General features: G+C 61.7%; 22 protein-coding genes and 1 pseudogene. 9 read left to right on the top strand and 14 right to left on the bottom strand.

Annotation, left to right across the window (positions count from 1 at the left end; genetic code table 11):
- Positions 1–134: 134 nt before the first annotated feature.
- The gene (locus N805_RS24140; RefSeq protein WP_019472572.1) at positions 135–707 is read right to left on the bottom strand and encodes a HutD family protein; all 573 of its coding nucleotides are present in this window, start codon (positions 705–707) and stop codon (positions 135–137) included.
- Complete coding sequence (hutC, locus tag N805_RS24135) at positions 704–1,414, bottom strand: histidine utilization repressor (protein ID WP_169725194.1); 711 nt, start codon at positions 1,412–1,414, stop codon at positions 704–706. Before hutC ends, N805_RS24140 begins: the two co-directional genes overlap by 4 nt.
- 144 nt (positions 1,415–1,558) lie before the next feature.
- On the opposite strand from hutC, the gene N805_RS24130 reads away from it, so the two are divergent.
- Positions 1,559–2,923, top strand: a complete 1,365-nt coding sequence (locus N805_RS24130; RefSeq protein WP_019472571.1) for a formimidoylglutamate deiminase — start codon at positions 1,559–1,561, stop codon at positions 2,921–2,923.
- A gap of 116 nt (positions 2,924–3,039) precedes the next feature.
- On the opposite strand, the gene N805_RS24125 is transcribed toward N805_RS24130, so the two are convergent.
- From N805_RS24125 to N805_RS24105, 5 genes are all read right to left on the bottom strand, one after another.
- Positions 3,040–3,612, bottom strand: coding sequence for a lipocalin family protein (locus N805_RS24125; protein ID WP_019472570.1), 573 nt, complete (start codon positions 3,610–3,612; stop codon positions 3,040–3,042).
- Complete coding sequence (bamE, locus tag N805_RS24120) at positions 3,609–3,863, bottom strand: outer membrane protein assembly factor BamE domain-containing protein (protein ID WP_003249234.1); 255 nt, start codon at positions 3,861–3,863, stop codon at positions 3,609–3,611. The genes N805_RS24125 and bamE overlap by 4 nt, the downstream gene beginning before the upstream one ends.
- Positions 3,864–4,090: 227 nt before the next feature.
- Positions 4,091–4,687 (bottom strand): DUF924 family protein, encoded by a 597-nt coding sequence (locus tag N805_RS24115; RefSeq protein ID WP_019472569.1) that lies wholly within the window; start codon positions 4,685–4,687, stop codon positions 4,091–4,093.
- Positions 4,688–4,690: 3 nt separating this feature from the next.
- The gene (locus N805_RS24110; RefSeq protein WP_012274595.1) at positions 4,691–5,701 is read right to left on the bottom strand and encodes a class 1 fructose-bisphosphatase; all 1,011 of its coding nucleotides are present in this window, start codon (positions 5,699–5,701) and stop codon (positions 4,691–4,693) included.
- Between the two features lie 270 nt (positions 5,702–5,971).
- Complete coding sequence (locus N805_RS24105; RefSeq protein WP_019473926.1) at positions 5,972–8,422, bottom strand: glycogen/starch/alpha-glucan phosphorylase; 2,451 nt, start codon at positions 8,420–8,422, stop codon at positions 5,972–5,974.
- Positions 8,423–8,606: 184 nt separating this feature from the next.
- Between N805_RS24105 and N805_RS24100 the strand changes: the two genes are divergently transcribed.
- On the top strand, positions 8,607–9,011 hold the full coding sequence (locus N805_RS24100) for a YkgJ family cysteine cluster protein (RefSeq protein WP_033692898.1): 405 nt from the start codon (positions 8,607–8,609) through the stop codon (positions 9,009–9,011).
- Between the two features lie 184 nt (positions 9,012–9,195).
- Here N805_RS24100 and typA read toward each other — a convergent pair whose 3' ends face one another.
- Together typA and thiI are read right to left on the bottom strand one after the other, a co-directional pair.
- The gene (typA, locus tag N805_RS24095) at positions 9,196–11,019 is read right to left on the bottom strand and encodes a translational GTPase TypA (RefSeq protein WP_016489590.1); all 1,824 of its coding nucleotides are present in this window, start codon (positions 11,017–11,019) and stop codon (positions 9,196–9,198) included.
- Between the two features lie 128 nt (positions 11,020–11,147).
- The gene (gene thiI, locus N805_RS24090; protein WP_019470636.1) at positions 11,148–12,602 is read right to left on the bottom strand and encodes a tRNA uracil 4-sulfurtransferase ThiI; all 1,455 of its coding nucleotides are present in this window, start codon (positions 12,600–12,602) and stop codon (positions 11,148–11,150) included.
- A 491-nt stretch (positions 12,603–13,093) separates the two neighbouring features.
- Between thiI and glnA the strand changes: the two genes are divergently transcribed.
- The 3 genes from glnA (at position 13,094) to ntrC (ending at position 17,374) form a co-directional block, all read left to right on the top strand.
- Complete coding sequence (glnA, locus tag N805_RS24085) at positions 13,094–14,500, top strand: type I glutamate--ammonia ligase (RefSeq protein ID WP_016489592.1); 1,407 nt, start codon at positions 13,094–13,096, stop codon at positions 14,498–14,500.
- Positions 14,501–14,855: 355 nt separating this feature from the next.
- On the top strand, positions 14,856–15,941 hold the full coding sequence (gene glnL, locus N805_RS24080) for a nitrogen regulation protein NR(II) (RefSeq protein ID WP_019470637.1): 1,086 nt from the start codon (positions 14,856–14,858) through the stop codon (positions 15,939–15,941).
- A complete protein-coding gene (ntrC, locus tag N805_RS24075; RefSeq protein ID WP_019470638.1) occupies positions 15,938–17,374 on the top strand; it encodes a nitrogen regulation protein NR(I) in 1,437 nt (478 codons plus the stop codon). The genes glnL and ntrC overlap by 4 nt, the downstream gene beginning before the upstream one ends.
- 441 nt (positions 17,375–17,815) lie before the next feature.
- Here ntrC and N805_RS24070 read toward each other — a convergent pair whose 3' ends face one another.
- A complete protein-coding gene (locus N805_RS24070) occupies positions 17,816–18,253 on the bottom strand; it encodes a hypothetical protein (protein WP_019470639.1) in 438 nt (145 codons plus the stop codon).
- Here N805_RS24070 and trmL point away from each other — a divergent pair.
- A complete protein-coding gene (gene trmL, locus N805_RS24065; RefSeq protein ID WP_019470640.1) occupies positions 18,252–18,713 on the top strand; it encodes a tRNA (uridine(34)/cytosine(34)/5-carboxymethylaminomethyluridine(34)-2'-O)-methyltransferase TrmL in 462 nt (153 codons plus the stop codon). The genes N805_RS24070 and trmL overlap by 2 nt on opposite strands.
- A gap of 89 nt (positions 18,714–18,802) precedes the next feature.
- On the opposite strand, the gene N805_RS24060 is transcribed toward trmL, so the two are convergent.
- From N805_RS24060 to N805_RS24045, 4 genes are all read right to left on the bottom strand, one after another.
- A complete protein-coding gene (locus N805_RS24060; protein WP_028614103.1) occupies positions 18,803–19,756 on the bottom strand; it encodes an IS110 family transposase in 954 nt (317 codons plus the stop codon).
- A gap of 283 nt (positions 19,757–20,039) precedes the next feature.
- Entirely contained in the window at positions 20,040–20,525 is a 486-nt protein-coding gene (gene secB, locus N805_RS24055; RefSeq protein ID WP_016489596.1) for a protein-export chaperone SecB, read from the bottom strand.
- Between the two features lie 39 nt (positions 20,526–20,564).
- On the bottom strand, positions 20,565–20,819 hold the full coding sequence (gene grxC / locus N805_RS24050) for a glutaredoxin 3 (RefSeq protein WP_003249204.1): 255 nt from the start codon (positions 20,817–20,819) through the stop codon (positions 20,565–20,567).
- Position 20,820: 1 nt separating this feature from the next.
- Positions 20,821–21,234 carry a rhodanese-like domain-containing protein gene (locus N805_RS24045; protein ID WP_016502017.1) on the bottom strand — a complete coding sequence of 138 codons (414 nt, stop codon included), beginning with the start codon at positions 21,232–21,234 and terminating at the stop codon, positions 20,821–20,823.
- Positions 21,235–21,440: 206 nt separating this feature from the next.
- Here N805_RS24045 and gpmI point away from each other — a divergent pair, with 206 nt between their 5' ends.
- The 3 genes and pseudogenes from gpmI (at position 21,441) to N805_RS24030 (ending at position 25,908) form a co-directional block, all read left to right on the top strand.
- Positions 21,441–22,976, top strand: coding sequence for a 2,3-bisphosphoglycerate-independent phosphoglycerate mutase (gpmI, locus tag N805_RS24040; RefSeq protein ID WP_019473133.1), 1,536 nt, complete (start codon positions 21,441–21,443; stop codon positions 22,974–22,976).
- A gap of 230 nt (positions 22,977–23,206) precedes the next feature.
- On the top strand, positions 23,207–24,514 hold the full coding sequence (locus tag N805_RS24035; protein WP_019473134.1) for a murein hydrolase activator EnvC family protein: 1,308 nt from the start codon (positions 23,207–23,209) through the stop codon (positions 24,512–24,514).
- Between the two features lie 78 nt (positions 24,515–24,592).
- Positions 24,593–25,908 (top strand): annotated as a pseudogene (locus tag N805_RS24030) (S41 family peptidase).
- Positions 25,909–25,916 lie beyond the last annotated feature (8 nt).

The following is a 25,916-nucleotide window of genomic DNA, read 5'->3' as shown; positions in this document are numbered from 1 at the left end:
AAAGCTGGGGCCGCTTTGCGGCCCTTTCGCGACGCAAGGCCGCTCCTACAGGTGACCGCGCCAGCCTGGGCAAACGCAGTCTTTGTAGGAGCGGCCTTGCGTCGCGAAAGGGCTGCGCAGCAGCCCCGGCTATCTCAACGTGTAATGAGTTCGATCAGGCAGAATCGCCCCAATACCTCCAACCCAAGCAACTCATCGTTGCCCTCCAGCCGCAAGCAGTCATACAACCCCAACCGCTCCACCTCACGCCCCGCCATGGTCACTTCCACGTGGCTGCTGGCAGCAAACAACAGCACTGTCGACGCCGAGCTGTACAACCGGCTTGTGCCATCAAACCACTGCAACCTCGCCCGGTACCGCTGCGGTGCATAGATCAGGTTGAAATCGCGGATCGCCCCTCCCAGCAGCTTGCAGCTGACCTGGCTCTCGCCGCCGAAGGCAAAGGCATCGAACGGCAGCAACGGCCGGCTGGGCTGGCCATCGACCAACAGGCGCATGCCGTCGCCCTGCAGCACGGTGATGATCCGCTGGTAGCCGGCGAAGGTGGAAAAGCCGCCCGACTCTTCGATATCGGCAATCGACAGGCGCCAGCCAAAGCCGTCCAGGCCCTCGCCGCTGTCGCGGGTGATCTCTTCGGTGAACCCGCCACCGTTCTTCCACGGCATGCGCGGGTAATCCTGCGCGCGCAACAACTGCAACTGGCTCATTTGCTGAAACGTCCTTCCAGGCGATGACGGGAACCGGGGTGGATCAGCCGTGCAGCGGTTACCGGCTGACGACCGGACCAGGTGCGACGGCGAATCAGCAGGCAAGGTTCGCCCCGCTCGATCTGCAGCAGGCGGCATTCTTCCGGCTCGGCCAGGATGGCTTCGACCACGTGCTCACCCTCGGTCAGCGGCGCTACCTGGGACAGGTAGGCATATGGCGTCTGCCGGGTGAAATCCTGCTTGAGGTAGTCGGGTGCGATCGCGGCGTTGACGTAGCGGTCCTCGATCTGCACCGGCACGCCGTTCTCGAAATGCACGATCAGCGAGTGGAACACCCGCTGGCCTTCGCGCATGTCCAGGGCCAGGGCCCGCTCGGAACCGGCTGCTTCCTCGGTGAGCGTGATCACCTGGCAGCTATGCTGATGGCCGCGTGCGGCAATTTCATCGGCAATGTTGTTGACTTCGAACAACGCCGAACGGCCCTTGGGCTCGGCTACGAAAGTGCCGACCCCTTGCATGCGCACCAGCAGGCCGTCGGCCGTGAGTTCGCGCAGGGCACGGTTGATGGTCATGCGGCTGAAGCCTAGCTCGTTGACCAGTTCACTCTCCGAGGGGACCCGGTGATGCGGCGGCCAGCTGCCGTTGTCGATCTGCTGGATGATCATCTGTTTGACCCGGGCATACAGCGGCGCCGGGCCCTCGCCCATCTGGGCAACCAGCGCGGAGACAGGAGGTGTCGGCACGGCGTTGGATCCTTGTGCATAGGGAATGAGCGGTAGCTTGCCGCAGTTTACCCGGCAGGCAAACGCCTGTATATGTATATACAAGTTAACAATAACAGGATTTGACCGATGTCCGCCTACTTCGCCGAACGCGCTCTGTTGCCTACGGGCTGGGCCAGCCATGTCCGTATCGAGGTCGCCAGCGATGGCCATGTGACCCGCATCGAGCCGGGCGCTTCGGCCGAAGGCGCCGAGCGCCTGGCCGGCCCATTGCTGCCCGGCATGCCCAACCTGCACTCGCATGCCTTCCAGCGCGCCATGGCGGGGTTGGCGGAAGTCGCCGGCAACCCCAACGACAGCTTCTGGACCTGGCGCGACCTGATGTACCGCCTGGTCGGGCAGATCACCCCGGAGCAGTTGCAGGTCATCGCCCGTCAGCTGTACATCGAAATGCTCAAGGCTGGCTACACCTCGGTGGCCGAATTCCATTACGTGCATCACGACCAGGCAGGCAAGGCCTACGCCGACCCGGCCGAGCTGTCCCGCCGCATCAGCGCGGCCGCAGCCGACAGTGGCATTGGCCTGACCTTGCTGCCGGTGCTTTACAGCCATGCCGGGTTCGGCGGGCAGGCGCCGAACGACGGCCAGCGGCGCTTCATCAACACCACCGAACAATACCTGCAACTGCAGGCGCAACTGGCCCCGCTACTGGCCCCACAACCCGCCCAGCATCTGGGCCTGTGCTTCCACTCGCTGCGTGCGGTGACGCCGGGGCAGATCGCCGAAGTGCTGGCGGCCAGCGACAAGCACTGCCCGGTGCATATCCATATCGCCGAGCAGCAGAAGGAAGTGGACGACTGCCTGGCCTGGAGCGGCCTGCGCCCGCTGCAGTGGTTGTACGAGCATGTGGATGTGGACCGCCGCTGGTGCCTGGTGCATGCCACCCATGCCGAGCCGGATGAAGTCACCGCCATGGCCCGCAGTGGCGCGGTGGCGGGGTTGTGCCTGACCACCGAGGCCAACCTGGGCGACGGGATTTTCCCGGCGGTGGACTTCCTGGCCCAGGGTGGGCGCATGGGCATTGGCTCGGACAGCCATGTGTCGCTAAGCGTGGTAGAAGAACTGCGCTGGCTGGAATATGGTCAGCGGCTGCGTGACCAGCGACGCAACCGCTTGTACCGCGGCGACCAGCCGATGGTCGGGCGCACGCTGTACGACGCCGCGCTGGCGGGCGGTGCACAGGCACTGGAGCAAGCGGTCGGGGAACTGGCCGTGGGCAAGCGCGCCGACTGGCTGGTGCTGGATGGGCAGGACCCCTACATCGCCCTGGCGGATGGCGATGCCATTCTAAACCGCTGGCTGTTTGCTGGCGGGGATCGCCAGGTGCGGGATGTGATGGTGAATGGGCAATGGGTAGTGCGCCAGGGGCGGCATGCCCAGGAAGAGGAAAGCGCGCAGGCGTTTGCCGGGGTGCTGCGGCAGCTCTTGGGCTGAGCGTATTGGGGCTGCTTTGCAGCCCTATCGCGTCACAAGGCCGCTCCTACAGGGGAACGCGTATTCCTGTAGGAGCGGCCTTGTGTCGCGAAAGGGCCGCAAAGCGGCCCCAAAAATCAGTGCATTTTTACGATTTGCTGATCCGACGCCCGCCAGATCAGCCGGCTGGTGTCATACCCCTGCTGGCGTGCCTTGGCCAGCAGGTGCTCGCGCTCCCAGGCCGGCAGCGTCGGCGTACGCGACAATATCCACAGGTACTTGCGGTCCGGGCTGCCGACCACTGCCGTGCGGTAGCGATCGTCCACGTACAGGATCCAGTATTCGCCCCGCGCCACGCCAGGCACCAGCTTGGTGAACCAGTTATCGAACTCTACCCACAGCTTGTCGGTGTGCCCCGGCTCCTGGATGCTTGCGTGCCCCTCGGCACGCAGCCACTCATCACCCATGGTGCGGCAGCGGTTGAGCACACCATACGTGCCATCAGGCTTGAGGTTGTAGTGCGCCTCGGACTGCTCGCAGCCGGTCTGGTAGCGCATGGGCAGGCGCGCCAGCTCGAACCATTTGCCCTGGTAGCGCTTGAGGTCGACGTTGCCAGCGGTCTTCGGCGCCAGCGGGTCGTGCACGGAGCCTGCACAACCGCCCAGCAGCAACGCCAGGCATACCCCCATCAGCAGGTACAGCCGCCTCATTTGAGGCCCTGCCCTGAATACATCAGCACCTTGTCAGCCGCGTACTGCACGCTGATGAAGCTCTTCTCGTCCCCCCAGGTGCAGCTGCTCATGCCCAGCGCGCCAGAACACTCGGTCGGCGTGCCGAGCAGCTGCTCGACCTCGGCCTTGTTCATACCGGCCTTGATCTTGGAATAGTTTTCCTGGTTGATCTTGCTGCACGCAGTCAGGACGACGCACAACGACAACAGGGCGAGGGAACGCAACGACATGAAGGACACTCCTGGAGAGGGGAAACAGGCGAGTGGCCTGCAGTGACCTTCGACGGGAAAATCCCTCCCAGGTTCCCTGCCCTACCCACTTTGCCCCTACACCATTGGTCGGATGGCCACTACTGTGCGATTAATCACAAAGCATTAACCGCGCGCCAATAAAAAGGCCGCCCCCTTTCAGGGGCGGCCTTGCGTCGCGATGGCCTGCGCAGCAGGCCCCGTGGGCATCAGAATCTGGACCCAGGCTCCAGCAAAAAGTCCATTTCTTCGCTGGTGCTCGGCCGCTCCAGCACCAGGTTGCGGTGCGGGAAACGCCCAAACCGGGCAATCACCCGCTGGTGCTGCTCGGCATAGTCCAGGAAGCCTTCGAACAGCCGCCGGCTGGCTTCGGGCTGCTCGTCCAGCAACAACTGATAACGCTCGACACACAGGTTCTGCCAGTCCAGCACCTCGGCATGCTCCAGCACCAGCAGCACGAACACACGCTGGATCGGCAGCAGCTGGTAGTCCCAGCCCTTCTGCAGGCCCTGCATGGCCACCACCTGGGCACGCCGGTCGCCCTCGAAGGCGCGCGGCGTGTCGCGGTAGATCATGCGCGGCAACTGGTCCAGCAGAATCAGCAGGCCCAGCCAGCCCTGCGGGCTTTGCTGCCACTCTTCGAGCCCGCCCGCCAGGGCGTGCTCGACCAGGTCGCCAAACAGCGCATGGGCATCGGCATCGTGATGCTTGCCGAACCACAGCGTGCTCTTCTCGTCAGCCACGGCCTGGGCACTGGTGCCCCAACCGAACCACCATTCCAGCAACGGCTGCCAAGGTGCGAGCATGACTTACTCCTTGTGGTAGGCGGTGACGCGCTCTACCTCTTCCTTCGAGCCAAGGATCACCGACACGCGCTGGTGCAGGCTTTCTGGCTTGATGTCGAGGATGCGATCGTAACCGTTGGTAGAGGCGCCGCCTGCCTGTTCGATGATGAACGACATCGGGTTGGCTTCGTACATCAGGCGCAGCTTGCCCGGCTTGCTTGGCTCGCGGGCGTCACGTGGGTACATGAACAGGCCGCCACGGGTCAGGATGCGGTGCACGTCGGCCACCATCGAGGCGATCCAGCGCATGTTGTAGTTCTTTTTCAGCGGGCCGGTTTCGCCGGCCAGCAGTTCGCCCACGTAGCGTTGTACCGGGGCTTCCCAGTGACGCTGGTTGGACATGTTGATGGCGAATTCGGCGGTGGTCGCCGGCACCTGGATGTTTTCGTGGGTCAGCACGAAGCTGCCCAGTTCGCGGTCCAGGGTGAAGCCCTTGACGCCGTTGCCCAGGGTCAGGATCAGCATGGTCTGCGGGCCGTAGATGGCGTAACCGGCGGCGACCTGCTCGGTGCCTGGCTGCAGGAAGGCTTCTTCGTTGAGGCTTTCGTTCTGGCTCAGGTACTGGTTAGGGCAACGCAGCACCGAGAAGATGGTGCCGACCGAGACGTTGACGTCGATGTTCGACGAACCGTCCAGTGGGTCGAAGACCAGCAGGTACGCGCCTTTCGGGTATTTGCCCGGGATCTGGTAGGCGTTGTCCATTTCTTCGGAAGCCATGCCGGCCAGGTGGCCGCCCCACTCGTTGGCTTCGAGCAGGATATCGTTGGAAATCACGTCCAGTTTCTTCTGGACTTCGCCCTGCACGTTTTCAGTGCCCATGCTGCCCAGCACGCCGCCGAGGGCGCCTTTGGACACGTGATGGCTGATTTCCTTGCACGCACGCGCCACCACTTCGATCAGGAAGCGCAGATCGGCAGGGGTATTGTTGCTGCGGGTCTGCTCAATCAGATAGCGACTCAGGGTAACGCGGGACATGTATGGCTCCGAAAGGATTGTGGGAGTAAAAACCCCCGCAGTTTACAGGGAGAGTGGCAGGCTAGCGAGCAATGAGACTCGCCACGGCTCTCAGACGGCACAATAGGTCGCTAGTTCAGCCTTCGCCAGGCCGGCTGTCGAGTGGGACTGCTTTGCAGTCCATTCGCGGGGCAAGCCCGCTCCCACAGGTTTTGTGCTGGCTTCAAGGCAACGCAGATCCTGTGGGAGCGGGCTTGCCCCGCGAATGGGCCGCAACGCGGCCCCAAATGCTCAATCCAATGCCTTCCAGATCTCGGTGGCATATTCGCGAATGGTGCGGTCCGACGAGAACCAGCCCATCCGCGCCGTGTTCAACACCGCCATGCGCCACCACTCCTGCGGTGTGTGCCACAGTTCCTCGACCCGCCGCTGGGCATCCCAGTAGGCATCGAAGTCGGCACACACCAGGAAGCGGTCATAGGCCACCAGCCCGTCGATCAAACCGGTGTAGCGTGAGGGGTCGTCTGGCGAGAACACACCGCTGCGAATGGCCTGCAACACGTCGCTCAAGCGGTTGGAAGCGGCTATGGCGGCGTTGGCACCAAAGTCACCGGCACGCTTGCGCGCCTCGACCTGCTGCGCAGTGAGGCCAAAGATGAACATGTTGTCGGTGCCCACCTGCTCGCACATTTCCACGTTGGCACCGTCCAGGGTGCCGATGGTCAGCGCGCCGTTCAGGCCGAACTTCATGTTGCTGGTACCGGAGGCTTCATAACCTGCCGTGGAAATCTGCTCGGAAAGGTCGGCCGCCGGGATGATGCTTTCGGCCAGGCTGACGTTGTAGTTGGGCAGGAACACCACCTTCAGCAGGCCGCGCACGGTCGGGTCGTTGTTCACCACCCGGGCGATGTCGTTGGCCAGCTTGATGATCAGCTTGGCCTGGTGGTAACTGGCCGCAGCCTTGCCGGCGAAGATCTTCACCCGCGGCACCCAATTGGTGCCAGGGTCGTTGCGTATGGCCTGGTACAGCGCCACGGTGTGCAGCAGGTTGAGCAACTGGCGCTTGTACTCGTGGATCCGCTTGACCTGCACATCGAACATCGCTTCGGGGTTCACCGTGACCCCAATGCGGTCCTGGATGATGCTGGCCAGGGCGCGCTTGCTGTGCAGGCGCTGAGCGGCGAACTGCTTGCGGAAACTCGCCTTGTCGGCAAATGGCACGAGGCCAGCCAGAAGCCCTTCAGGGTCGTCCTTGAGCCCCGGCCCGAGCGCTTCGACCAGCATCTCGGTCAGCTGTGGGTTTGACTGGTACAGCCAGCGGCGGAAGGTAATGCCGTTGGTCTTGTTGTTGATCCGTTGCGGGTAGAGCTTGTGCAGCTCGGAGAACACCGTGCTTTTCATCAGCTTGCTGTGCAGCGCCGACACCCCGTTGACGCTGTGCGAGCCGAGGAACGCCAGGTTACCCATGCGCACCCGGCGGCCGTTGTCTTCCTCGATCAGCGATACGGCGCGCAGCACGTCGAAATCGTGCAGCCCTTTGGCCCGCAATGCGTCGATATGGTAGGCATTGATCAGGTAGATGATCTGCATGTGCCGCGGCAGCATGCGTTCCATCAGGGCTACCGGCCAGGTTTCCAGGGCCTCGGGCAGCAGGGTGTGGTTGGTGTAGGCGAGCGTGCCAACGGTCAGCTCCCAGGCCTTGTCCCACGGTACTTCATGCTGGTCCACCAGCAGCCGCATCAGCTCTGCCACGGCAATCGAAGGGTGCGTGTCGTTGAGCTGGATGGCCGCGGCGTCGGGCAGGTTGAGCAAGTCCTTGTGCATGTTCAGGTGGCGGCGCAGCAAGTCCTGCAGCGAAGCCGACACAAAGAAGTACTCCTGGCGCAGGCGCAGTTCCTGCCCGGCCTCAGTGCTGTCGGCCGGGTACAGCACGCGGGAAATACTCTCGGCCCGCGCCACTTCGGCCACCGCCCCCAGGTGATCACCGGCATTGAAGCGCTCCAGGTGCAGCTCTTCCAGCGCCCGCGCACGCCACAGCCGCAAGGTATTGACGCTGGACCCACGCCAGCCCACCACGGGCGTGTCGTACGCCACCGCCCGCACCGTTTCGCCTGGCGACCATACCTGGCGCTGGGCACCACTGGCGTCGTTCACGGTTTCGACACTGCCGCCGAAGCTGATCGGGTAGATCACCTCGGCACGCTCGAACTCCCAGGGGTTACCGAAGTCCAGCCAGTTTTCGGTCTGTTCCTGCTGCCAACCATCGACCACAGCCTGACGGAACAACCCATGCTCGTAGCGGATGCCGTAACCATGGGCGGCAATACCGAGGGTGGACATGCTTTCCATGAAGCACGCCGCCAGGCGACCGAGACCACCGTTACCCAGCGCGGCGTCGGGCTCGAGCAGACGGATACGCTCCAGGTCCACATCCAGCCCTTCCAGCGCATCACGGGCGATGTCCAGCAGGCCAAGGTTGCTCAGGCTGTCGTACAGCAAGCGCCCGATGAGGAACTCGAGGGAGAGGTAATAGACCCGCTTCTGGCTACGGCGGTAGGCCAGGCGGGTATGGTCCATCCAGTGGTCGACCATGTGATCGCGCGCGGCCAGGGCGATGGCTTCGAACCAGTCGTGGTCGAACGCATGCTCCGGGTCCTTGCCAACGGCGTAGGTCAGTTTGTTCAGTACAGCGGCACGAAATTCGGCCACCTCGGCGTCACGTGCTTCGGGTTCCTGGGACATGCGGCATCCTCTGGCAAGTTGACGAAAGCGGAGGGAGATTGATGAGACTAGCCCCTTCGACAGGGAGTGACAGTTAGTGTTCGCAGTTTTCATGCCCACTTTGCCAATCCGGCAAAAGGTTGTTCATAAATTGAACAATTCCGGTATGATCGCGCGCCCCAAGACCGTGATCCACCCTATAAAGATGAAAACGACCCTGATCGCCGCGGCCGAAGTCGACCGCCTGGAGACCTGGCAGCGCTATACCAGCAACATGTGCCATGGCTGCCATTCGACCTGCTGCACCCTGCCGGTGGAGGTGAAGATCAAGGATCTGATCCGTATCGGCGTGGTGGACGAGTTCGAGAAAGACGAACCACCGAAAAACGTGGCCAAACGCCTGCAGAAGGACGGCATCATCGAGCGCTTCAACCAGAAGTCGGGGATCTTCACCCTGACCCGGATGAGCAATGATGACTGCATGTACCTGGATCGTAAAAGCCGGCTATGCACCATTTATGACAAGCGCCCGGATACCTGCCGCAACCACCCCAAGGTCGGGCCGCGGCCGGGGTATTGCGCCTATAAGCCCAAGGTGGTCGGGCGCTGACCGTCAGCCTTCAAGGGCCTCTTCGCGGGCTTGCCCGCTCCCACAGGTGCTGCACAGGTTCTGAATGTGGTGAAGATCCTGTGGGAGCGGGCAAGCCCGCGAAGGGGCCAACGCAAATCCTGAAGGCATAAAAAAACGCCCCCGGCCTTTCGACCGGGGGCGTTTTCATTCAGCCAAAGCTAACTCAGCTGTTTTTGGCTTTCTTGGCAGCGCGGGTACGCTCGCTTTCGTCCAGGATCTTCTTGCGAAGACGGATGGACTTCGGCGTTACTTCGCACAGCTCGTCTTCCTGGATGTATTCCAGAGCCTGTTCCAGGGTGAAGCGAACAGGCGGAACCAGGGCGATGACTTCGTCTTTACCCGAAGCACGCATGTTGTCGAGCTTCTTGCCCTTGGTAGGGTTGACGCCCAGGTCGTTGTCGCGGCTGTTCTGGCCGATGATCTGACCGTTGTAGATCTCCTGACCGTGCTCGACAAACAGCTTGCCACGCGCCTGCAGGGTTTCCAGCGAGTAGGTCAGCGCCTTGCCGGTTTCGACCGAAACCAGTACGCCGTTCTGACGGCCGGACATGTGACCGGACTTCACCGCGTCGTAGCGGTCGAAGATCGAGGTCAGGATGCCTGCACCGTTGGTCAGGGTCAGGAACTGGTTACGGAAACCGATCAGACCACGGGCCGGGATGTTGTATTCCAGGCGTACACGGCCCTTGCCATCCGGGACCATGTTGGTCAGGTCGCCTTTACGCAGACCCATTTCTTCCATCACCTTGCCCTGGGATTCTTCAGGGATGTCGATGGTGACGTTTTCGAACGGCTCTTGCTTGACGCCGTCTACTTCGCGAATGATTACTTCCGGGCGGCCCAGGGCCAGCTCGAAGCCTTCGCGACGCATGGTTTCGATCAGTACCGACAGGTGCAGCTCGCCACGGCCCGAGACCTTGAACTTGTCTGGGGAATCGGTTTCTTCAACGCGCAGGGCTACGTTGTACAGCAGCTCTTTGTCCAGACGGTCCTTGATGTTACGGCTGGTGACGAACTTGCCTTCCTTGCCGCAGAACGGCGAGTCGTTGACCTGGAAGGTCATCGAAACGGTAGGCTCGTCAACGGTCAGCGGCTTCATCGCCTCAACGGCAGTCGGGTCGCACAGGGTGTCGGAGATGAACAGCTCGTCGAAACCGCTGATGCAGACGATGTCGCCAGCCTGGGCTTCTTCGACGTCGACGCGGTGCAGGCCGTGGTGGCCCATCAGCTTGAGGATACGGCCGTTACGCTTCTTGCCGTCAGCGTCGATGGCAACAACCGGGGTGTTCGGCTTGATGCGACCACGGGCAATACGGCCAACGCCGATAACACCCAGGAAGCTGTTGTAGTCCAGTGCAGAGATCTGCATCTGGAACGGGCCGTCACGGTCAACAGCTGGCGCTGGAACGTGGTCGATGACAGCCTGGTACAGGGCAGTCATGTCTTCGCCCATTTCGGTGTGGTCCAGACCGGCAATGCCGTTCAGGGCCGAGGCGTAGACCACTTTGAAGTCCAGCTGCTCGTCGGTAGCGCCGAGGTTGTCGAACAGGTCGAAGATCTGGTCCAGAACCCAGTCAGGACGCGCGCCCGGGCGGTCAACCTTGTTGATCACGACGATTGGCTTCAGGCCGGCTTCGAAGGCCTTCTTGGTCACGAAGCGGGTTTGCGGCATAGGGCCGTCTTGAGCGTCGACCAGCAGCAGCACGGAGTCAACCATCGACATTACACGCTCAACCTCGCCACCGAAGTCGGCGTGGCCGGGGGTGTCGACGATGTTGATGTGGTAGCCGTTCCAGTTGATGGCGGTGTTTTTCGCCAGAATGGTAATACCGCGCTCTTTTTCCTGGTCGTTGGAGTCCATGACGCGCTCGTCGTTGAGCTCGTTACGCTCCAGAGTGCCGGACTGACGCAGGAGTTTGTCGACCAGGGTGGTTTTACCATGGTCAACGTGGGCGATGATGGCGATGTTACGCAGATTTTCGATCACAAGTGTATCTCGATCAGAGGATTCGGTTGCCGCCCAGTGTAGGCGGCCAATATGTACTGTTTAAGGCTCAGCGGGCCCGGCGGTCGGGAGGGCGATGGCGGATACTGCCGCCATACAGCCCCGGCGTCTTATGTCGGACGATAAACACGCACATTGGCATGTCCCTCACTGAGCAGATGGTGTGCGTGCAAACGGCTCATCACACCCTTGTCGCAATACAGCAAGTACTGGCGCGTCGGGTCCAGATGCTTGAACTTGCTGTTGATGGCATAGAACGGCATGGCCTGGACTTCGATACCTTCCAGCACCAGGGGTTCGTCTTCCTGGGCATCGGGGTGACGAATGTCGATGACGATCTGGCCCGAGAGTGCCTCGGCCACTTCCTCGATTTCGACATCCTTGCCCAGCTCGTCGATCACATGGTCGATGGAGATCAGCTTGGCGCGCTCCAGGGCGCGCTCCAGCACGGCCATGTCGAACTGCTTTTCTTCATGCTCCATGCGGTGGCGCTTGGCGTGAGTGGTCGGGTTTACCGAAATCACGCCGCAGTATTCCGGCATGTGCTTGGCGAAGTCGGCGGTGCCGATTTCGTTGGCCTGGTCGATGATGTCCTGCTTGTGGCTGGCCAGCAAAGGGCGCAGCACCAGTTTGTCGGTGGCCGAGTCGATGATCGACAGGTTCGGCAGGGTCTGGCTGGACACCTGGGAAATGGCCTCGCCAGTTACCAGGGCTTCGATGTCCAGGCGGTCAGCCATGTGCGCGGCACCGCGCAGCATCATGCGCTTGAGGGTCACGCCCATGTAGCTGTTGTCGACCTTGTTGAGGATCTCGCCGACCACTTCTTCGAACGGCACGCTGATGAACAGCACGCGCTGGCTGCTGCCGTACTTTTTCCACAGGTAGTGGGCGACTTCCATCACGCCCAGCTCGTGGGCACGGCCGCCGAGGTTGAAGAAGCAGAAGTGGGTCATCAGGCCACGGCGCATCATCTGGTAGGCCGCCACGGTGGAGTCGAAGCCACCGGACATCAGCACCAGGGTCTGCTCCAGGGCGCCCAGCGGGTAGCCGCCGATGCCCTGGTGCTGGTTGTGGATGACGTACAGGCGCTGGTTGCGGATTTCGATGCGTACCAGCACTTCAGGCTTTTTCAGCTCGATGCCGGCCGCGCCACACTGTTGGCGCAGCTGGCTGCCGACGTAACGGTCGACGTCCATCGAGGTGAAGTCATGGTGGCCGCCGCGCTTGCAGCGCACGGCAAAATGCTTGCCGGCCAGCAGGTGGCCGAAGTGCTGCTTGCACTTGGCAACGATGTCGTCGAAGTCACCCAGCGGGTATTCCTCAACCTGCAGGAAGTGGGTGATACCCGGTGTGCAGGTGAGGCGTTCGATGATCTCGCGCTGGACCTTTTCGTCCTCGATGCGGGTAACCACTTCGAGATTGTCCCAGACACCATCGACCGCGAGCTCAGGATCGAGGTCCTTGAGCACGTTGCGGATGTTCTTGGCGAGCTGGCGGATGAAGCGCTTGCGCACCGGCCGGCTCTTGATGGTGATTTCTGGGAAGACTTTGACGATAAGTTTCATTGGTTAACAGCGCGCGCAGGGCCTGCCGAAAATGTGGGGCGCGAATTATAGCGGAAACTGCTCAGGATTTGACCAACTTTTGATCAGAAGCTTTGAGATAAATGCAAGGCTGGGGTTTTGTGGCGCCTGTTCCGGCCCTTTCGCGGGTAAACCCGCTCCTACAGGGGTTTGCACAGTCTTCCAAATCCGTGCGGTCCCGGTGGGAGCGGGTTTACCCGCGAAGAGGCCCTCGAAGAAGGCACACGATTCACGCCGCGCACCATAATAGTGCGCAACACTCAGAAACCGCATCTTAAGGGTGCGTTTTTCGCCCTCGACCCGCCGCCAAATGCCCGCAAACGCCTGCTTTTATCCCACCCTCGCCATTTTCGGGCACTGGCATGCAATTTGCTCCCTTGTGAGGCAGGTAAGCTTGGCCGACTATCCGCGCCCGGCAACACCCTTTTTCCAGGGCAGCGGCCCACCGCGCTCTAGACCATCCGGAGGACAACATGTCGAAGTCGGTTCAACTCATCAAAGATCATGACGTCAAGTGGATTGATCTGCGTTTCACGGACACCAAAGGCATTCAACACCACGTGACCATGCCGTCGCGTGATGCGCTGGACGAAGACTTCTTCGAAGTGGGCAAGATGTTCGACGGCTCCTCCATCGCTGGCTGGAAAGGCATCGAAGCTTCCGACATGATCCTGATGCCGGTTGACGATACCGCCGTGCTGGACCCGTTCACCGAAGAACCTACCCTGATCATCACCTGCGACATCGTCGACCCGTCGAGCATGCAGGGCTACGATCGCGACCCACGTGCGATCGCCAAACGCGCCGAAGAGTACCTGAAGAGCACCGGCATCGGTGACACCGTATTCGCAGGCCCGGAGCCAGAGTTCTTCATCTTCGACGAAGTGAAGTTCCACTCGGACATCTCCGGTTCGATGTTCAAGATCTTCTCCGAGCAAGGCTCGTGGATGACCGGCGCTGACGTGGAAGGCGGCAACAAAGGCCACCGTCCAGGCGTGAAAGGCGGCTACTTCCCGGTTCCGCCGTTTGACCACGACCACGAAATCCGTACTGCCATGTGCAACGCGCTGGAAGAAATGGGCCAGACCGTTGAAGTTCACCACCACGAAGTGGCGACTGCCGGCCAGAACGAAATCGGCGTCAAGTTCAACACCTTGGTGAAAAAGGCTGACGAAGTACAGGCCCTGAAATACGTCGTGCACAACGTTGCCGACGCTTACGGCCGTACCGCCACCTTCATGCCGAAGCCACTGTACGGCGACAACGGCTCGGGCATGCACGTGCACATGTCGATCTGGAAAGACGGCAAGAACACCTTCTCGGGTGAAGGCTATGCCGGCCTGTCCGACACTGCCCTGTACTTCATCGGCGGTATCATCAAGCACGGTAAGGCCCTGAACGGCTTCACCAACCCGTCGACCAACTCCTACAAGCGTCTGGTCCCAGGCTTCGAAGCCCCGGTAATGCTGGCCTACTCGGCTCGCAACCGTTCCGCCTCGATCCGTATTCCTTACGTCGGCAGCCCGAAAGCCCGCCGTATTGAAGCACGCTTCCCGGACCCATCGGCCAACCCGTACCTGGCCTTCGCGGCCCTGCTGATGGCTGGCCTGGACGGCATCCAGAACAAGATCCACCCAGGCGACGCTGCCGACAAGAACCTGTACGACCTGCCACCAGAAGAGGCCAAGGACATTCCGCAAGTATGCGGCAGCCTGAAAGAAGCCCTGGAAGAGCTGGACAAAGGCCGTGCGTTCCTGACCAAGGGCGGCGTGTTCTCCGACGACTTCATCGATGCCTTCATCGAGCTGAAGAGCGAAGAAGAGATCAAGGTCCGCACCTTCGTGCACCCGCTGGAATACGAGCTGTACTACAGCTGCTGATCTGATCGGCGCCTCGCGCCGGTGAAATGATCAAGACGGCCTCCCCCGGGAGGCCGTTTTCGTTTGCGCCCCACGCAGAACCCTCGCCACCCACGCTATGCTCTATCTTGGTGCAAGATTGAGTGCAGTGCCCCGATTTGCTCCCCAATCTGGTTCACATTAAACGTTTCATCAAGACTTTCTGATCCGAATTTGCGCAGATCCAGGCCTTTATCGGCAAATCCCGCTTCTTTTCGGAGCTTTGGTTTGTTTCTTGCATTTTTCTGTGGAGAGACTGGCATCAGCAGATGCACCCCGAGCCCGGCCCTGGCCAAAGAAGTGCCAGGCAAGCGCCAAAAGAGGTCAACGACGCCTTATGACCATCAGCGATGCGCAGCACCGTCTGCTTCTGGACAACCTGACCACCGCCACGTTGCTGCTCAACGCCGAGCTGCGCCTGGAGTACATGAACCCGGCCGCGGAAATGCTACTGGCCGTCAGTGGTCAACGTAGCCATGGGCAGTTCATCAGCGAGCTGTTTACCGAATCGACCGAAGCGCTCAGCTCGTTGCGCCAGGCGGTGGAGCAGGCGCACCCGTTCACCAAGCGCGAAGCGCAGCTCACCTCGCTGACCGGGCAGACCATCACCGTCGACTACGCGGTAACGCCCATCTTGAACCAGGGCCAGACCCTGCTGTTGCTGGAGGTGCACCCACGCGACCGGCTGCTGCGCATCACCAAGGAAGAGGCCCAGCTGAGCAAACAGGAAACCACCAAGATGCTGGTGCGCGGCCTGGCCCACGAAATCAAGAACCCCCTCGGCGGCATTCGCGGCGCGGCCCAGCTGCTGGCCCGCGAGTTACCCGAAGAAGGCCTGCGCGATTACACCAACGTGATCATCGAAGAGGCCGACCGCCTGCGTAACCTGGTCGACCGCATGCTCGGTTCGAACAAGCTGCCATCGCTGGCCATGACCAACATTCACGAAGTGCTGGAGCGGGTCTGCAGCCTGGTCGACGCCGAAAGCCAGGGTTGCATCACTTTGGTGCGCGATTACGACCCAAGCCTGCCGGACGTGCTGATCGACCGCGAGCAGATGATCCAGGCCATGCTCAACATCGTGCGTAACGCCATGCAGGCGATCAGTTCGCAGAACGAGCTGCGCCTGGGCCGCATCACCCTGCGCAGCCGCGCCTTGCGCCAGTTCACCATCGGCCATGTTCGCCATCGCCTGGTCGCGCGGGTGGAGATCATCGATAACGGCCCGGGTATTCCGCCGGAACTGCAAGACACCCTCTTCTATCCCATGGTCAGCGGCCGCCCGGACGGTACCGGGCTTGGCCTGGCCATTACCCAGAACATCATCAGCCAGCACCAGGGCCTGATCGAGTGCGAAAGCCACGCAGGCCACACCGCCTTCTCGATCTACCTGCCCCTGGAACAAGGAGCCACCGCCTCATGAGCCGAAGTGAAACCGTATGGATCGTCGACGATGATCGCTCCATCCGCTGGGTCCTGGAAAAAGCCCTGCAACAAGAAGGCATGACCACCCAGAGCTTCGACAGCGCAGATGGCGTGATGGGCCGCCTGGCACGCCAGCAGCCGGACGTGATCATTTCCGATATCCGCATGCCGGGCGCCAGTGGCCTCGACCTGCTGGCACAGATCCGCGAACACCACCCGCGCCTGCCGGTCATCATCATGACCGCCCATTCCGACCTCGACAGCGCCGTGGCGTCGTACCAGGGCGGTGCCTTCGAGTACCTGCCCAAGCCGTTCGATGTGGACGAAGCCGTCTCGCTGGTAAAGCGCGCCAACCAGCACGCCCAGGAGCAGCAAGGCCTGGATGTGCCACAGAACCTGGCACGCACCCCGGAGATCATTGGTGAAGCCCCGGCCATGCAGGAGGTGTTCCGCGCCATCGGCCGCCTCAGCCATTCCAACATCACCGTACTGATCAACGGCGAGTCCGGTACCGGTAAAGAGCTGGTCGCCCACGCCCTGCACCGTCATAGCCCGCGTGCGGCGTCGCCGTTCATTGCCCTGAACATGGCGGCCATCCCCAAGGACCTGATGGAGTCTGAGCTGTTCGGCCATGAGAAAGGGGCTTTCACCGGTGCTGCCAACCTGCGCCGGGGCCGCTTCGAACAGGCCGATGGCGGCACCTTGTTCCTCGACGAAATCGGTGACATGCCCGCCGACACCCAGACCCGCCTGCTGCGGGTCCTGGCCGATGGCGAGTTCTACCGCGTTGGTGGCCATGTGCCGGTCAAGGTCGACGTGCGCATCATTGCTGCGACCCACCAGAACCTGGAGTCGCTGGTGCAGGCGGGCAAGTTCCGCGAGGACTTGTTCCACCGCCTGAACGTGATCCGCATCCACATTCCGCGGCTGGCTGACCGCCGCGAGGATATCCCTGCCCTCGCCCGCCACTTCCTCGCCCGCGCCGCGCAAGAGCTGGCAGTCGAGCCGAAGATCCTCAAGCCGGAAACCGAAGAGTTCATCCGCAACCTGCCATGGCCGGGCAACGTGCGGCAGATGGAAAACACCTGCCGCTGGATCACCGTGATGGCCTCCAGCCGCGAGGTGCTGATCGGCGACCTGCCGCCCGAGCTGCTGAACCTGCCACAGGATGCCGCACCGGTCACCAACTGGGAGCAGGCCCTGCGCCAGTGGGCCGACCAGGCGCTGGCACGCGGGCAGTCGAACCTGCTGGACAGCGCGGTGCCGAGTTTTGAACGGATCATGATCGAGACGGCGCTCAAGCACACCGCCGGACGGCGCCGGGATGCGGCGCTGTTGCTGGGTTGGGGGCGTAACACCCTGACGCGCAAGATCAAGGAACTGGGGATGAATGTGGCGGGTGGGGATGACGAGGAAGGTGACGACCACTGAGCTCCAGGGTAACCCGTAAGATCCATGGGGCTGCTGCGCAGCCCATCGCGACGCAAGGCCGCTCCTACAGGAGAACGCGAACCCCTGTAGGAGCGGCCTTGTGTCGCGATGGGCCGCAAAGCGGCCCCAGCTATTTCAGCCCCGATGCACCGATCCTGTGCCCGATGCACCTCTGGAAGGCACAAATCCCCTCAAAACCCGGCCAAATCCCCCTCAAAGCCCAACATTCACGGGCTTTGCAAAACTGGCACGCCCCCTGCAATAGCTTATACATACCCAGTTTCGGGGGCCCTGGTACAGGCAGGCCGGGTGAACCCCTCTTTTATTCGCAACACCGCCCGTTTTGGGGACCTCGGTACAGGCAGGCCGGGACATCCCCCCTTTATACGCAGTAACCCCTTTTGGGGACCCTGGTACAGGCAGGCCGGGATATCCCCTCTTTTATTCGTGCAGTTTTACCTGCACCCGCCAACGCCCATCGTCCTCTGCACCGGCCCACTCGCCGTGCAGGGGACGCGCGGCAACCACCGTCAGCAACAACCCCTTATCACTCTTCTGCACCCGCCAACTGACCGGTTTGCCCTGCAGGCTCAATTGCCCTTGCTGGGCTTTGCCCTGGGCCTGGAACAGTAGCGCAACCGTGCCTTCCACATTCTCGCCATGCAGCTTGGGTTCTTCGTTGAACCACAGCGTCAGGCCATCTTGTACCACCTCCACCTGCTGCAGCTCACGCTCGTCGGGTGCTGTCAGCCGGCCGATCATCAGGCCTACCATCAGACCGACAATCGCCAATGACAGCATTACCCGTGGGAAGGCTTTCGAACGCACGTCCGGTTCAGGGGTAGAATGCCCGTCATCTTCACGCTTGGAGCCGTGCATGTTTCACGTCATCCTTTTTCAACCAGAAATTCCGCCCAATACCGGCAACATCATTCGCCTGTGCGCCAACAGCGGCTGCGACCTGCACCTGATCGAACCCATCAGCTTCGAACTGGATGACAAGCGCCTGCGTCGCGCGGGGCTGGATTACCATGAGTATGCCACGCTCAAGCGCCACGAGAGCCTGGCCGGATGCCTGGCAAGCCTGGGTAATCCACGGCTGTTCGCCTTTACCACCAAGGGCTCGCACCCGTTCCACGAAGTGGCCTATCAGCCGGGCGACGCCTTCCTGTTCGGGCCAGAAAGCCGCGGGTTGCCGGCCGAGGTGCTGGACAGCCTGCCGGCCGAACAACGGCTGCGCCTGCCAATGCGGCCGGGGTGCCGTAGCCTGAACCTGTCCAATACCGTGGCGGTGACAGTGTATGAGGCCTGGCGGCAGAACGGGTTTGCCGGTAGCTGATGCATTGGCAGGGGCGACCTCTTCGCGGGGCAAGCCCGCTCCCACAAGGGTTTGGCGTACACAGTTCACTGTGGGAGATTCTATGGTTTTCAGCAAGCCGGTTTCCCACCTTTGGTGACATATTCGTCCTGATTCTTCATCAGGGCGAATGCCACTCGTGCAAGCTTTCTGGCCAGGATTACCAACGCCTGGGTTGTTGCTTTACCCGCATTGCGATGTTGTTCGTAGATCCCTTTCCAAGTGGCCGTCCGGCTGGCTGACATCGCTGCGTTATGCAGCAGGCGACGAATTTCTGAGCAGCCCCGCTTGGTCAGGCGGCGACGTCCATTCTTCTGCCCAGAATCAATCACTCGTAGATCCATTCCCAGGAATGCAATGTACGAATCACTGCTCTTGAACTCGCCTCGCATAAAGGCCATTACCAAGGCAGTGGCGGTGAGAAACCCAATGCCCTCTACTGCTTGGCAGTGAGCAACTTGCTCGTGCAGCCCTGCTTCGCGCAGCACTTCTTTAATTTTCTTTTGGATCAACAAATCCAGCCGGTCTATCGATTTTACAAAGGTTTGGAAGGCGGCTTTCAAGAGGGCTTCATTAGCCCAGCTCTGAGTCATCGCCGTGCGGGCAGTCACCAAGGCCGCTCGGCGTCGCAGAAGGCTCTGAAGCTTGCCGTAGACGGCGGGAGGGGGAGTCCAAGGGCGGAGGTCTTCCCCCTCGTTTTTCAAAAATCGGGATAACAACCGAGCATCAGAGGGGTCCGTTTTTACCCGCACACCCACGCTTTTGCGGTAGTTGCTCAGTTGGAACCCATCAATGACATAGACCTCGAAACCCAGGCTATGGGCCAGCTCAACCAAGTCCAGGTGGTAAACATTGGTTGCCTCAACAGCAATTGCCGTGTTGAGAGGCTGTTGCTTCAGCCATTTCTTGATTTCCGGTTTGGTATTTTTCACCTTGATGATCTCATCGCGATCATCGTGATGAATCACTAACTCTGCTTTCGCGACATCCGCACCCACGATCAATTTGCCAGCCTGCATTGCCACGGGAGCCTCCTCACGTTATGGTTTTTTGGCTTGAAGGGGTTTCACCAAGAGGCGCTGGCTTGCTTCTATCGTCGTTTGCAAACGATGCATTCTTTATCGGCGCTTTGGTGGAAGGGGTGGGGCGATGTCTCCCACGGTCTGTACTGCTGTGAACAGTCAGAATCGGGCATTTAGTCCCACCACCCCTTCAAGTCTAACCATACAAGCGGGCTTGCCCCGCGAAGAGGCCGGAACAGGCAACAAAAAAGCGCCCCGAGAGGCGCTTTTTTGATACCGGCAGTGATTACTGCACAGTCGGCACTTCGCCCGCTTCCTGCATGCGCTGCATTTCTTGCGCATACAGGGCGTCGAAGTTGACCGGCGACAGCATCAGGGCCGGGAACGAACCGCGGGTCACCAGGCTGTCCAGGGTCTCACGGGCGTACGGGAACAGGATGTTCGGGCAGAACGCACCCAGGGTGTGGCTCATCGAAGCCGCGTCCAGGTTGGCGATCAGGAAGATACCGGCCTGCTGCACTTCAGCGATGAAAGCCACTTCGTCACCGTTCTTGACGGTTACCGACAGGGTCAGCACCACTTCGTGGAAGTCACCTTCCAGGGCTTTCTGCTTGGTGTTCAGGTCCAGGGCTACGCTCGGCTCCCAGGTCTGGCGGAAGATCTGCGGGCTTTTCGGGGCCTCGAACGACAGGTCGCGCACATAGATGCGCTGCAGGGAGAACTGAGGGCTGTTGTCTTCTGCAGCAGCGCCGTTGGTCTGTTGGTCAGTCATGGCAGGTCCTTATCCTAATGTTTTTGAATGCAGTGCAAATCAGGCCGCCAGCAGCGCGTCGAGCTTGCCGGCGCGCTCCAGGGCATAGAGGTCATCGCATCCACCGACATGGGTGCTGCCGATCCAGATCTGCGGCACCGACGTACGGCCGGCCTTCTGGCTCATCTCGGCGCGAACCTGCGGCTTGCCGTCGACCTTGATTTCCTCGAAAGCCACGCCCTTGCTCTCGAGCAGGTACTTGGCGCGCATGCAGTAGGGGCAGTAGTCGCTGGAATAGACGATGACGGGCTTCATATCACTTCACCAGGGGCAGGTTATCGGCTTTCCAACTGGAAACGCCACCGCTCAGTTTGGCGGCGGTGTAGCCAGCCTTGAGCAGTTCGCGGCAGTGGGTGCCGGACTGCTGGCCCATTGCGTCGACGACGATCAGGGTCTTCTCTTTGTGCTTGTCCAGCTCGCTCATGCGGGCGGCCAGCTTGTCCTGCGGGATGTTGATGGCACCGACGATGTGGCCGGCGGCGTATTCCTTGGCAGTACGGATGTCGATGACCAGGCCCTTGTCGGCGTTGACCAGGGCGGTCAGTTGGCCATTGCTCAGGCTCTGGCCGCCACGGCGGATTTCATTGAGCAGCAGCAGGACCAGCAGAACAACGAAGATCGCAACTAGGATGTAGTGATCTGTCGCGAATTGAATCAGGTGAGCAACCATCAGCGGTGTTCCAGGCGATTGAAAATGCCGGCCAGTATACACAGCCCCCCAGTACCACCAAAGCCCGACGGGCCGGCCGCAAAGGTACCTTCATGTTGCCGCATTGGCCGCGCTGGTCAGGGAACAGGACGATTATTCGCCGCAGCTGGCGTATTTGCCCTAAAATGCGTGTCTTTATCATCTTTGAACAACCGTGAGTTTGATTGATGACGAGTACGCCCAAACCCCTGGTCCTGATCATCCTGGATGGCTTCGGCCACAGCGATATCCCCGAACACAACGCCATCTTTGCCGCCAACACACCGGTCTATGATCGCCTGCGCGCCACCCGGCCGCATGGCCTCATTTCCGGCTCGGGCATGGATGTCGGCCTGCCGGACGGGCAGATGGGCAACTCCGAAGTCGGTCACATGAACCTGGGGGCCGGCCGCGTCGTCTACCAGGACTTCACCCGCGTCACCAAAGCGATCCGCGATGGCGAGTTTTTCGAAAACCCGGTGCTCACCGGCGCCGTGGACCAGGCAACCAGTGCCGGCAAGGCCGTGCACATCCTCGGCCTGCTGTCTGATGGTGGCGTGCACAGCCACCAGGACCACCTGGTGGCCATGGCCGAACTGGCTGCGCAGCGCGGCGCAGAAAAAATCTACCTGCACGCCTTCCTCGACGGCCGCGACACCCCGCCACGCAGCGCGCAGTCGTCCATCGAACTGCTCGACGGCACTTTCGCCAAGTTGGGCAAGGGCCGCATCGCCACCCTGATCGGCCGCTACTTTGCCATGGACCGCGACAACCGCTGGGACCGCGTCAGCGCCGCCTACAACCTGATCGTCGATAGCGCCGCGGAGTACACCGCCGACACCGCCCAGGCCGGCCTGGAAGCGGCCTACGCCCGTGACGAGAGCGACGAGTTCGTCAAGGCCACGCGCATTGGGGAAGCGGTCAAGGTTGAAGACGGCGATGCCGTGATCTTCATGAACTTCCGCGCCGACCGCGCTCGCGAGCTGTCGCGTGCGTTCGTCGAAACCGATTTCAACGAGTTCCCGCGTGCCCGCCTGCCAAAACTGGCGGCCTATATCGGCCTGACCCAGTACTCGGCCAAGATCCCGGCCCCGGCGGCCTTTGCACCTTCCAGCCTGAACAATGTGCTGGGCGAGTACCTGGCCAAGAACGGCAAGACCCAGCTGCGCATCGCCGAGACCGAGAAGTACGCCCACGTTACCTTCTTCTTCTCGGGCGGGCGTGAAGAGCCGTTCGAAGGCGAAGAACGCATCCTGATCCCGTCGCCGAAGGTCGCCACCTACGACCTGCAGCCGGAAATGAACGCACCGCAAGTGACCGATCGCATTGTCGAAGCTATCGAACAGCAGCGTTACGACGTGATCGTGGTCAACTACGCCAACGGCGACATGGTTGGCCACACAGGCGTGTTCGAGGCGGCGGTCAAGGCGGTCGAAGCGCTGGATACCTGCGTAGGGCGCATTGTCGAAGCGCTGGAGAAGGTAGACGGCGAAGCGCTGATCACCGCCGACCACGGCAACGTCGAGCAGATGGAAGACGAATGTACCGGCCAGGCGCACACCGCGCACACCACCGAGCCGGTGCCGTTCATTTATGTGGGCAAGCGCAACGTCAAGGTACGCGATGGTGGTGTGCTGGCCGACGTGGCGCCGACCATGCTGAAGCTGCTGGGGCTGGAAAAGCCGGTGGAAATGACCGGTACGTCGATCCTGGTCGACGCCTGATTCGGTGTATCGGGGCCGCTTGGCGCCCCTTCGCGGGCACGCCCGCTCCCACAAAACCGGCTGCACTCGCTGCTTTTGTGGGAGCGGGCATGCCCGCGAAGGGCCGCGAAGCGGCCCCGATTGCACATGAATTCCAGACCAACGCCCCCCTGCACCCGCAGCGAGGCGTTTTTTTTGCCTGCCCGGGCGGGCATACTAGGCCAGTCTCCATCCTTGGTACGCCAAACCCCATGCTTCGCGCCCTGATCCTACTCGCCCTGTCTTGCCTGCTCAGCCCGGCCTTCGCCGATGAGCGTGTGCAGACCCAGCAGCAACTGGACGCCACCCGCCAGGATATTGCCGAGCTCAAGAAGACGCTGGGCAAGCTTCAGGAAGAAAAGGCCGGTGTGCAAAAGGACCTCAAAGCCACCGAGACCGACATCGGCAACCTCGAAAAGCAGGTGGAGGCTCTGCAGCAAGAACTAAAAAAGACCGAGGGCGATCTGGAGCGCCTTGATACCGAGAAAAAAAAACTCCAGAGCGCCCGCATTGAACAACAGCGGCTGATCGCCATTCAGGCCCGTTCGGCCTACCAGAACAACGGCCGCGAGGAATACCTCAAACTGCTGCTCAACCAGCAGAACCCCGAGAAGTTCGCCCGCACCCTCACCTACTACGATTACCTGAGCAAGGCGCGCCTGGAGCAATTGCGCACCTTCAACGAGACCTTGCGCCAGCTGGCCAACGTCGAGCAGGAAATAGCCGGCCAGCAGCAACAGCTGCTGGCCCAGCGCGCCGACCTCGACAGCCGCCGCCAGGCGCTGGAAGCTGAGCGCGGCAAGCGCCAGCAGGTGCTGGCCAAGCTCAACGGCGACATGAAAGACCGCGACCAGAAGTTGCAGGCCCGCGAGCAGGACCAGGCCGACCTGTCCAAAGTCCTCAAGACCATTGAGGAAACCCTGGCCCGGCAGGCCCGCGAAGCTGAAGAAGCGCGCAAGAAAGCCTTGCTGGCCCAGCAGGAAGCGGAAAAACGCCGCCAGCAGGAAGCCCTGGCCGCCGCCGCTGCCCGCGAACAGGCAAAGGAACCCGTGGAACCACCGAAAAAGGCCCGCACCACCCTCGGCCCGATGGTTTCCACCGACGGCGCAAGCTACGGCGGCGCATTTTCTTCGGCGCGGGGAAAACTTCCATGGCCAGTGAACGGTCGATTGCTGGCACGCTTCGGTGATGCCCGCGGCAGCGACGCCCGTGCCAAGTGGGATGGTGTGATGATCAGCGCCAACCCGGGCACCCAGGTACGTGCGGTGCACGGCGGGCGCGTGGTGTTCGCCGACTGGTTGCGCGGCGCCGGGCTTCTGGTCATTCTCGACCATGGCAACGGTTACCTGAGCCTGTACGGCCACAACCAGAGCCTGCTCAAGAGCGCCGGCGATATCGTCAAGGCCGGTGAAGCCATTTCCACCGTTGGCGACAGCGGTGGCCAGGATGCGGCAGGGTTGTACTTCGCCATTCGCCAGCAGGGCCGGCCTACCGACCCTTCGCAGTGGTGCAGGGGCTAGTCAAATTTATACGGCGTAGACTGAGTGCTGCGCCGATGCTCCCCAGGGAGCGCTTACAGGATCAGGAGTTCGTTCGACATGCTGCACTCGCCTCGTCTCACCCAGCTGGCCCTGTCCATCGCCCTGGCGGTCGGCGCGCCCCTGGCCACCGCCGCAGAGCCGGCCAAGGCCGCCGCAGTGCCAGCCACCGAGGTGACCGCCAAGGCGCCGCTGCCGCTGGAAGAGCTGCGCACCTTCGCCGAGGTGATGGACCGCATCAAGGCTGCCTACGTCGAACCGGTGGATGACAAGACCCTGCTGGAAAACGCCATCAAGGGCATGCTCAGCAACCTCGACCCGCACTCCGCCTACCTCGGCCCCGAGGACTTCCAGGAGCTGCAGGAAAGCACCAGCGGCGAGTTCGGCGGGCTGGGCATCGAGGTGGGCCAGGAAGACGGCTTCATCAAGGTCGTCTCGCCAATCGACGACACCCCGGCTTCGCGTGCCGGCGTGCAGGCGGGCGACCTGATCGTCAAGATCAACGGCGCCCCGACCCGTGGCCAGACCATGACCGAAGCGGTCGACAAGATGCGCGGCAAGATCGGCGAGAAGATCACCCTGACCCTGGTGCGCGACGGCGGCAACCCGTTCGACGTGACACTGGCCCGCGCCGTCATCCAGGTCAAGAGCGTGAAGAGCCAGCTGCTGGAGAACGACTACGGCTACATCCGCATCACCCAGTTCCAGGTCAAGACCGGTGACGAAGTGGGCAAGGCGCTGGCCAAGCTGCGCAAGGACAACGGCAAGAAGTTGCGCGGGTAGTGCTGGACCTGCGCAACAACCCGGGCGGCGTGCTGCAGTCGGCGGTGGAAGTGGCCGACCACTTCCTGACCAAGGGCCTGATCGTCTACACCAAGGGCCGCATCGCCAACTCCGAACTGCGCTTCTCCGCCGACCCGGCCGACGCCAGCGACGGCGTGCCATTGGTCGTGCTGATCAACGGCGGCAGCGCGTCGGCCTCGGAAATTGTCGCCGGCGCCCTGCAAGACCAGAAACGCGCGGTGCTGATGGGTACCGACAGCTTCGGCAAAGGTTCGGTACAGACCGTGCTGCCGCTGGCCAACGACCGCGCCCTGAAGCTGACCACTGCGCTGTATTTCACCCCCAACGGCCGCTCGATCCAGGCCCAGGGCATCGTCCCCGATATCGAAGTGCGCCCGGCCAAACTCACCGCCGAAGTCGACACCGACAATTTCAAGGAAGCCGACCTGCAGGGCCACCTGGGCAACGGCAACGGCGGCGCCGACCGCCCGACCGGCAGCAGCAAACGCAAGGAACGCCCGCAGGACGATGACTTCCAGCTGAGCCAGGCCCTGAGCCTGCTCAAAGGGCTGAACATCACCTCGGGCAAATGATCAACACG

The organism is Pseudomonas putida S13.1.2, from assembly GCF_000498395.2.
Classification (GTDB): Bacteria; Pseudomonadota; Gammaproteobacteria; order Pseudomonadales; family Pseudomonadaceae; genus Aquipseudomonas; species Aquipseudomonas putida_Q.
This window is presented reverse-complemented; position numbering and strand designations above follow the sequence as displayed.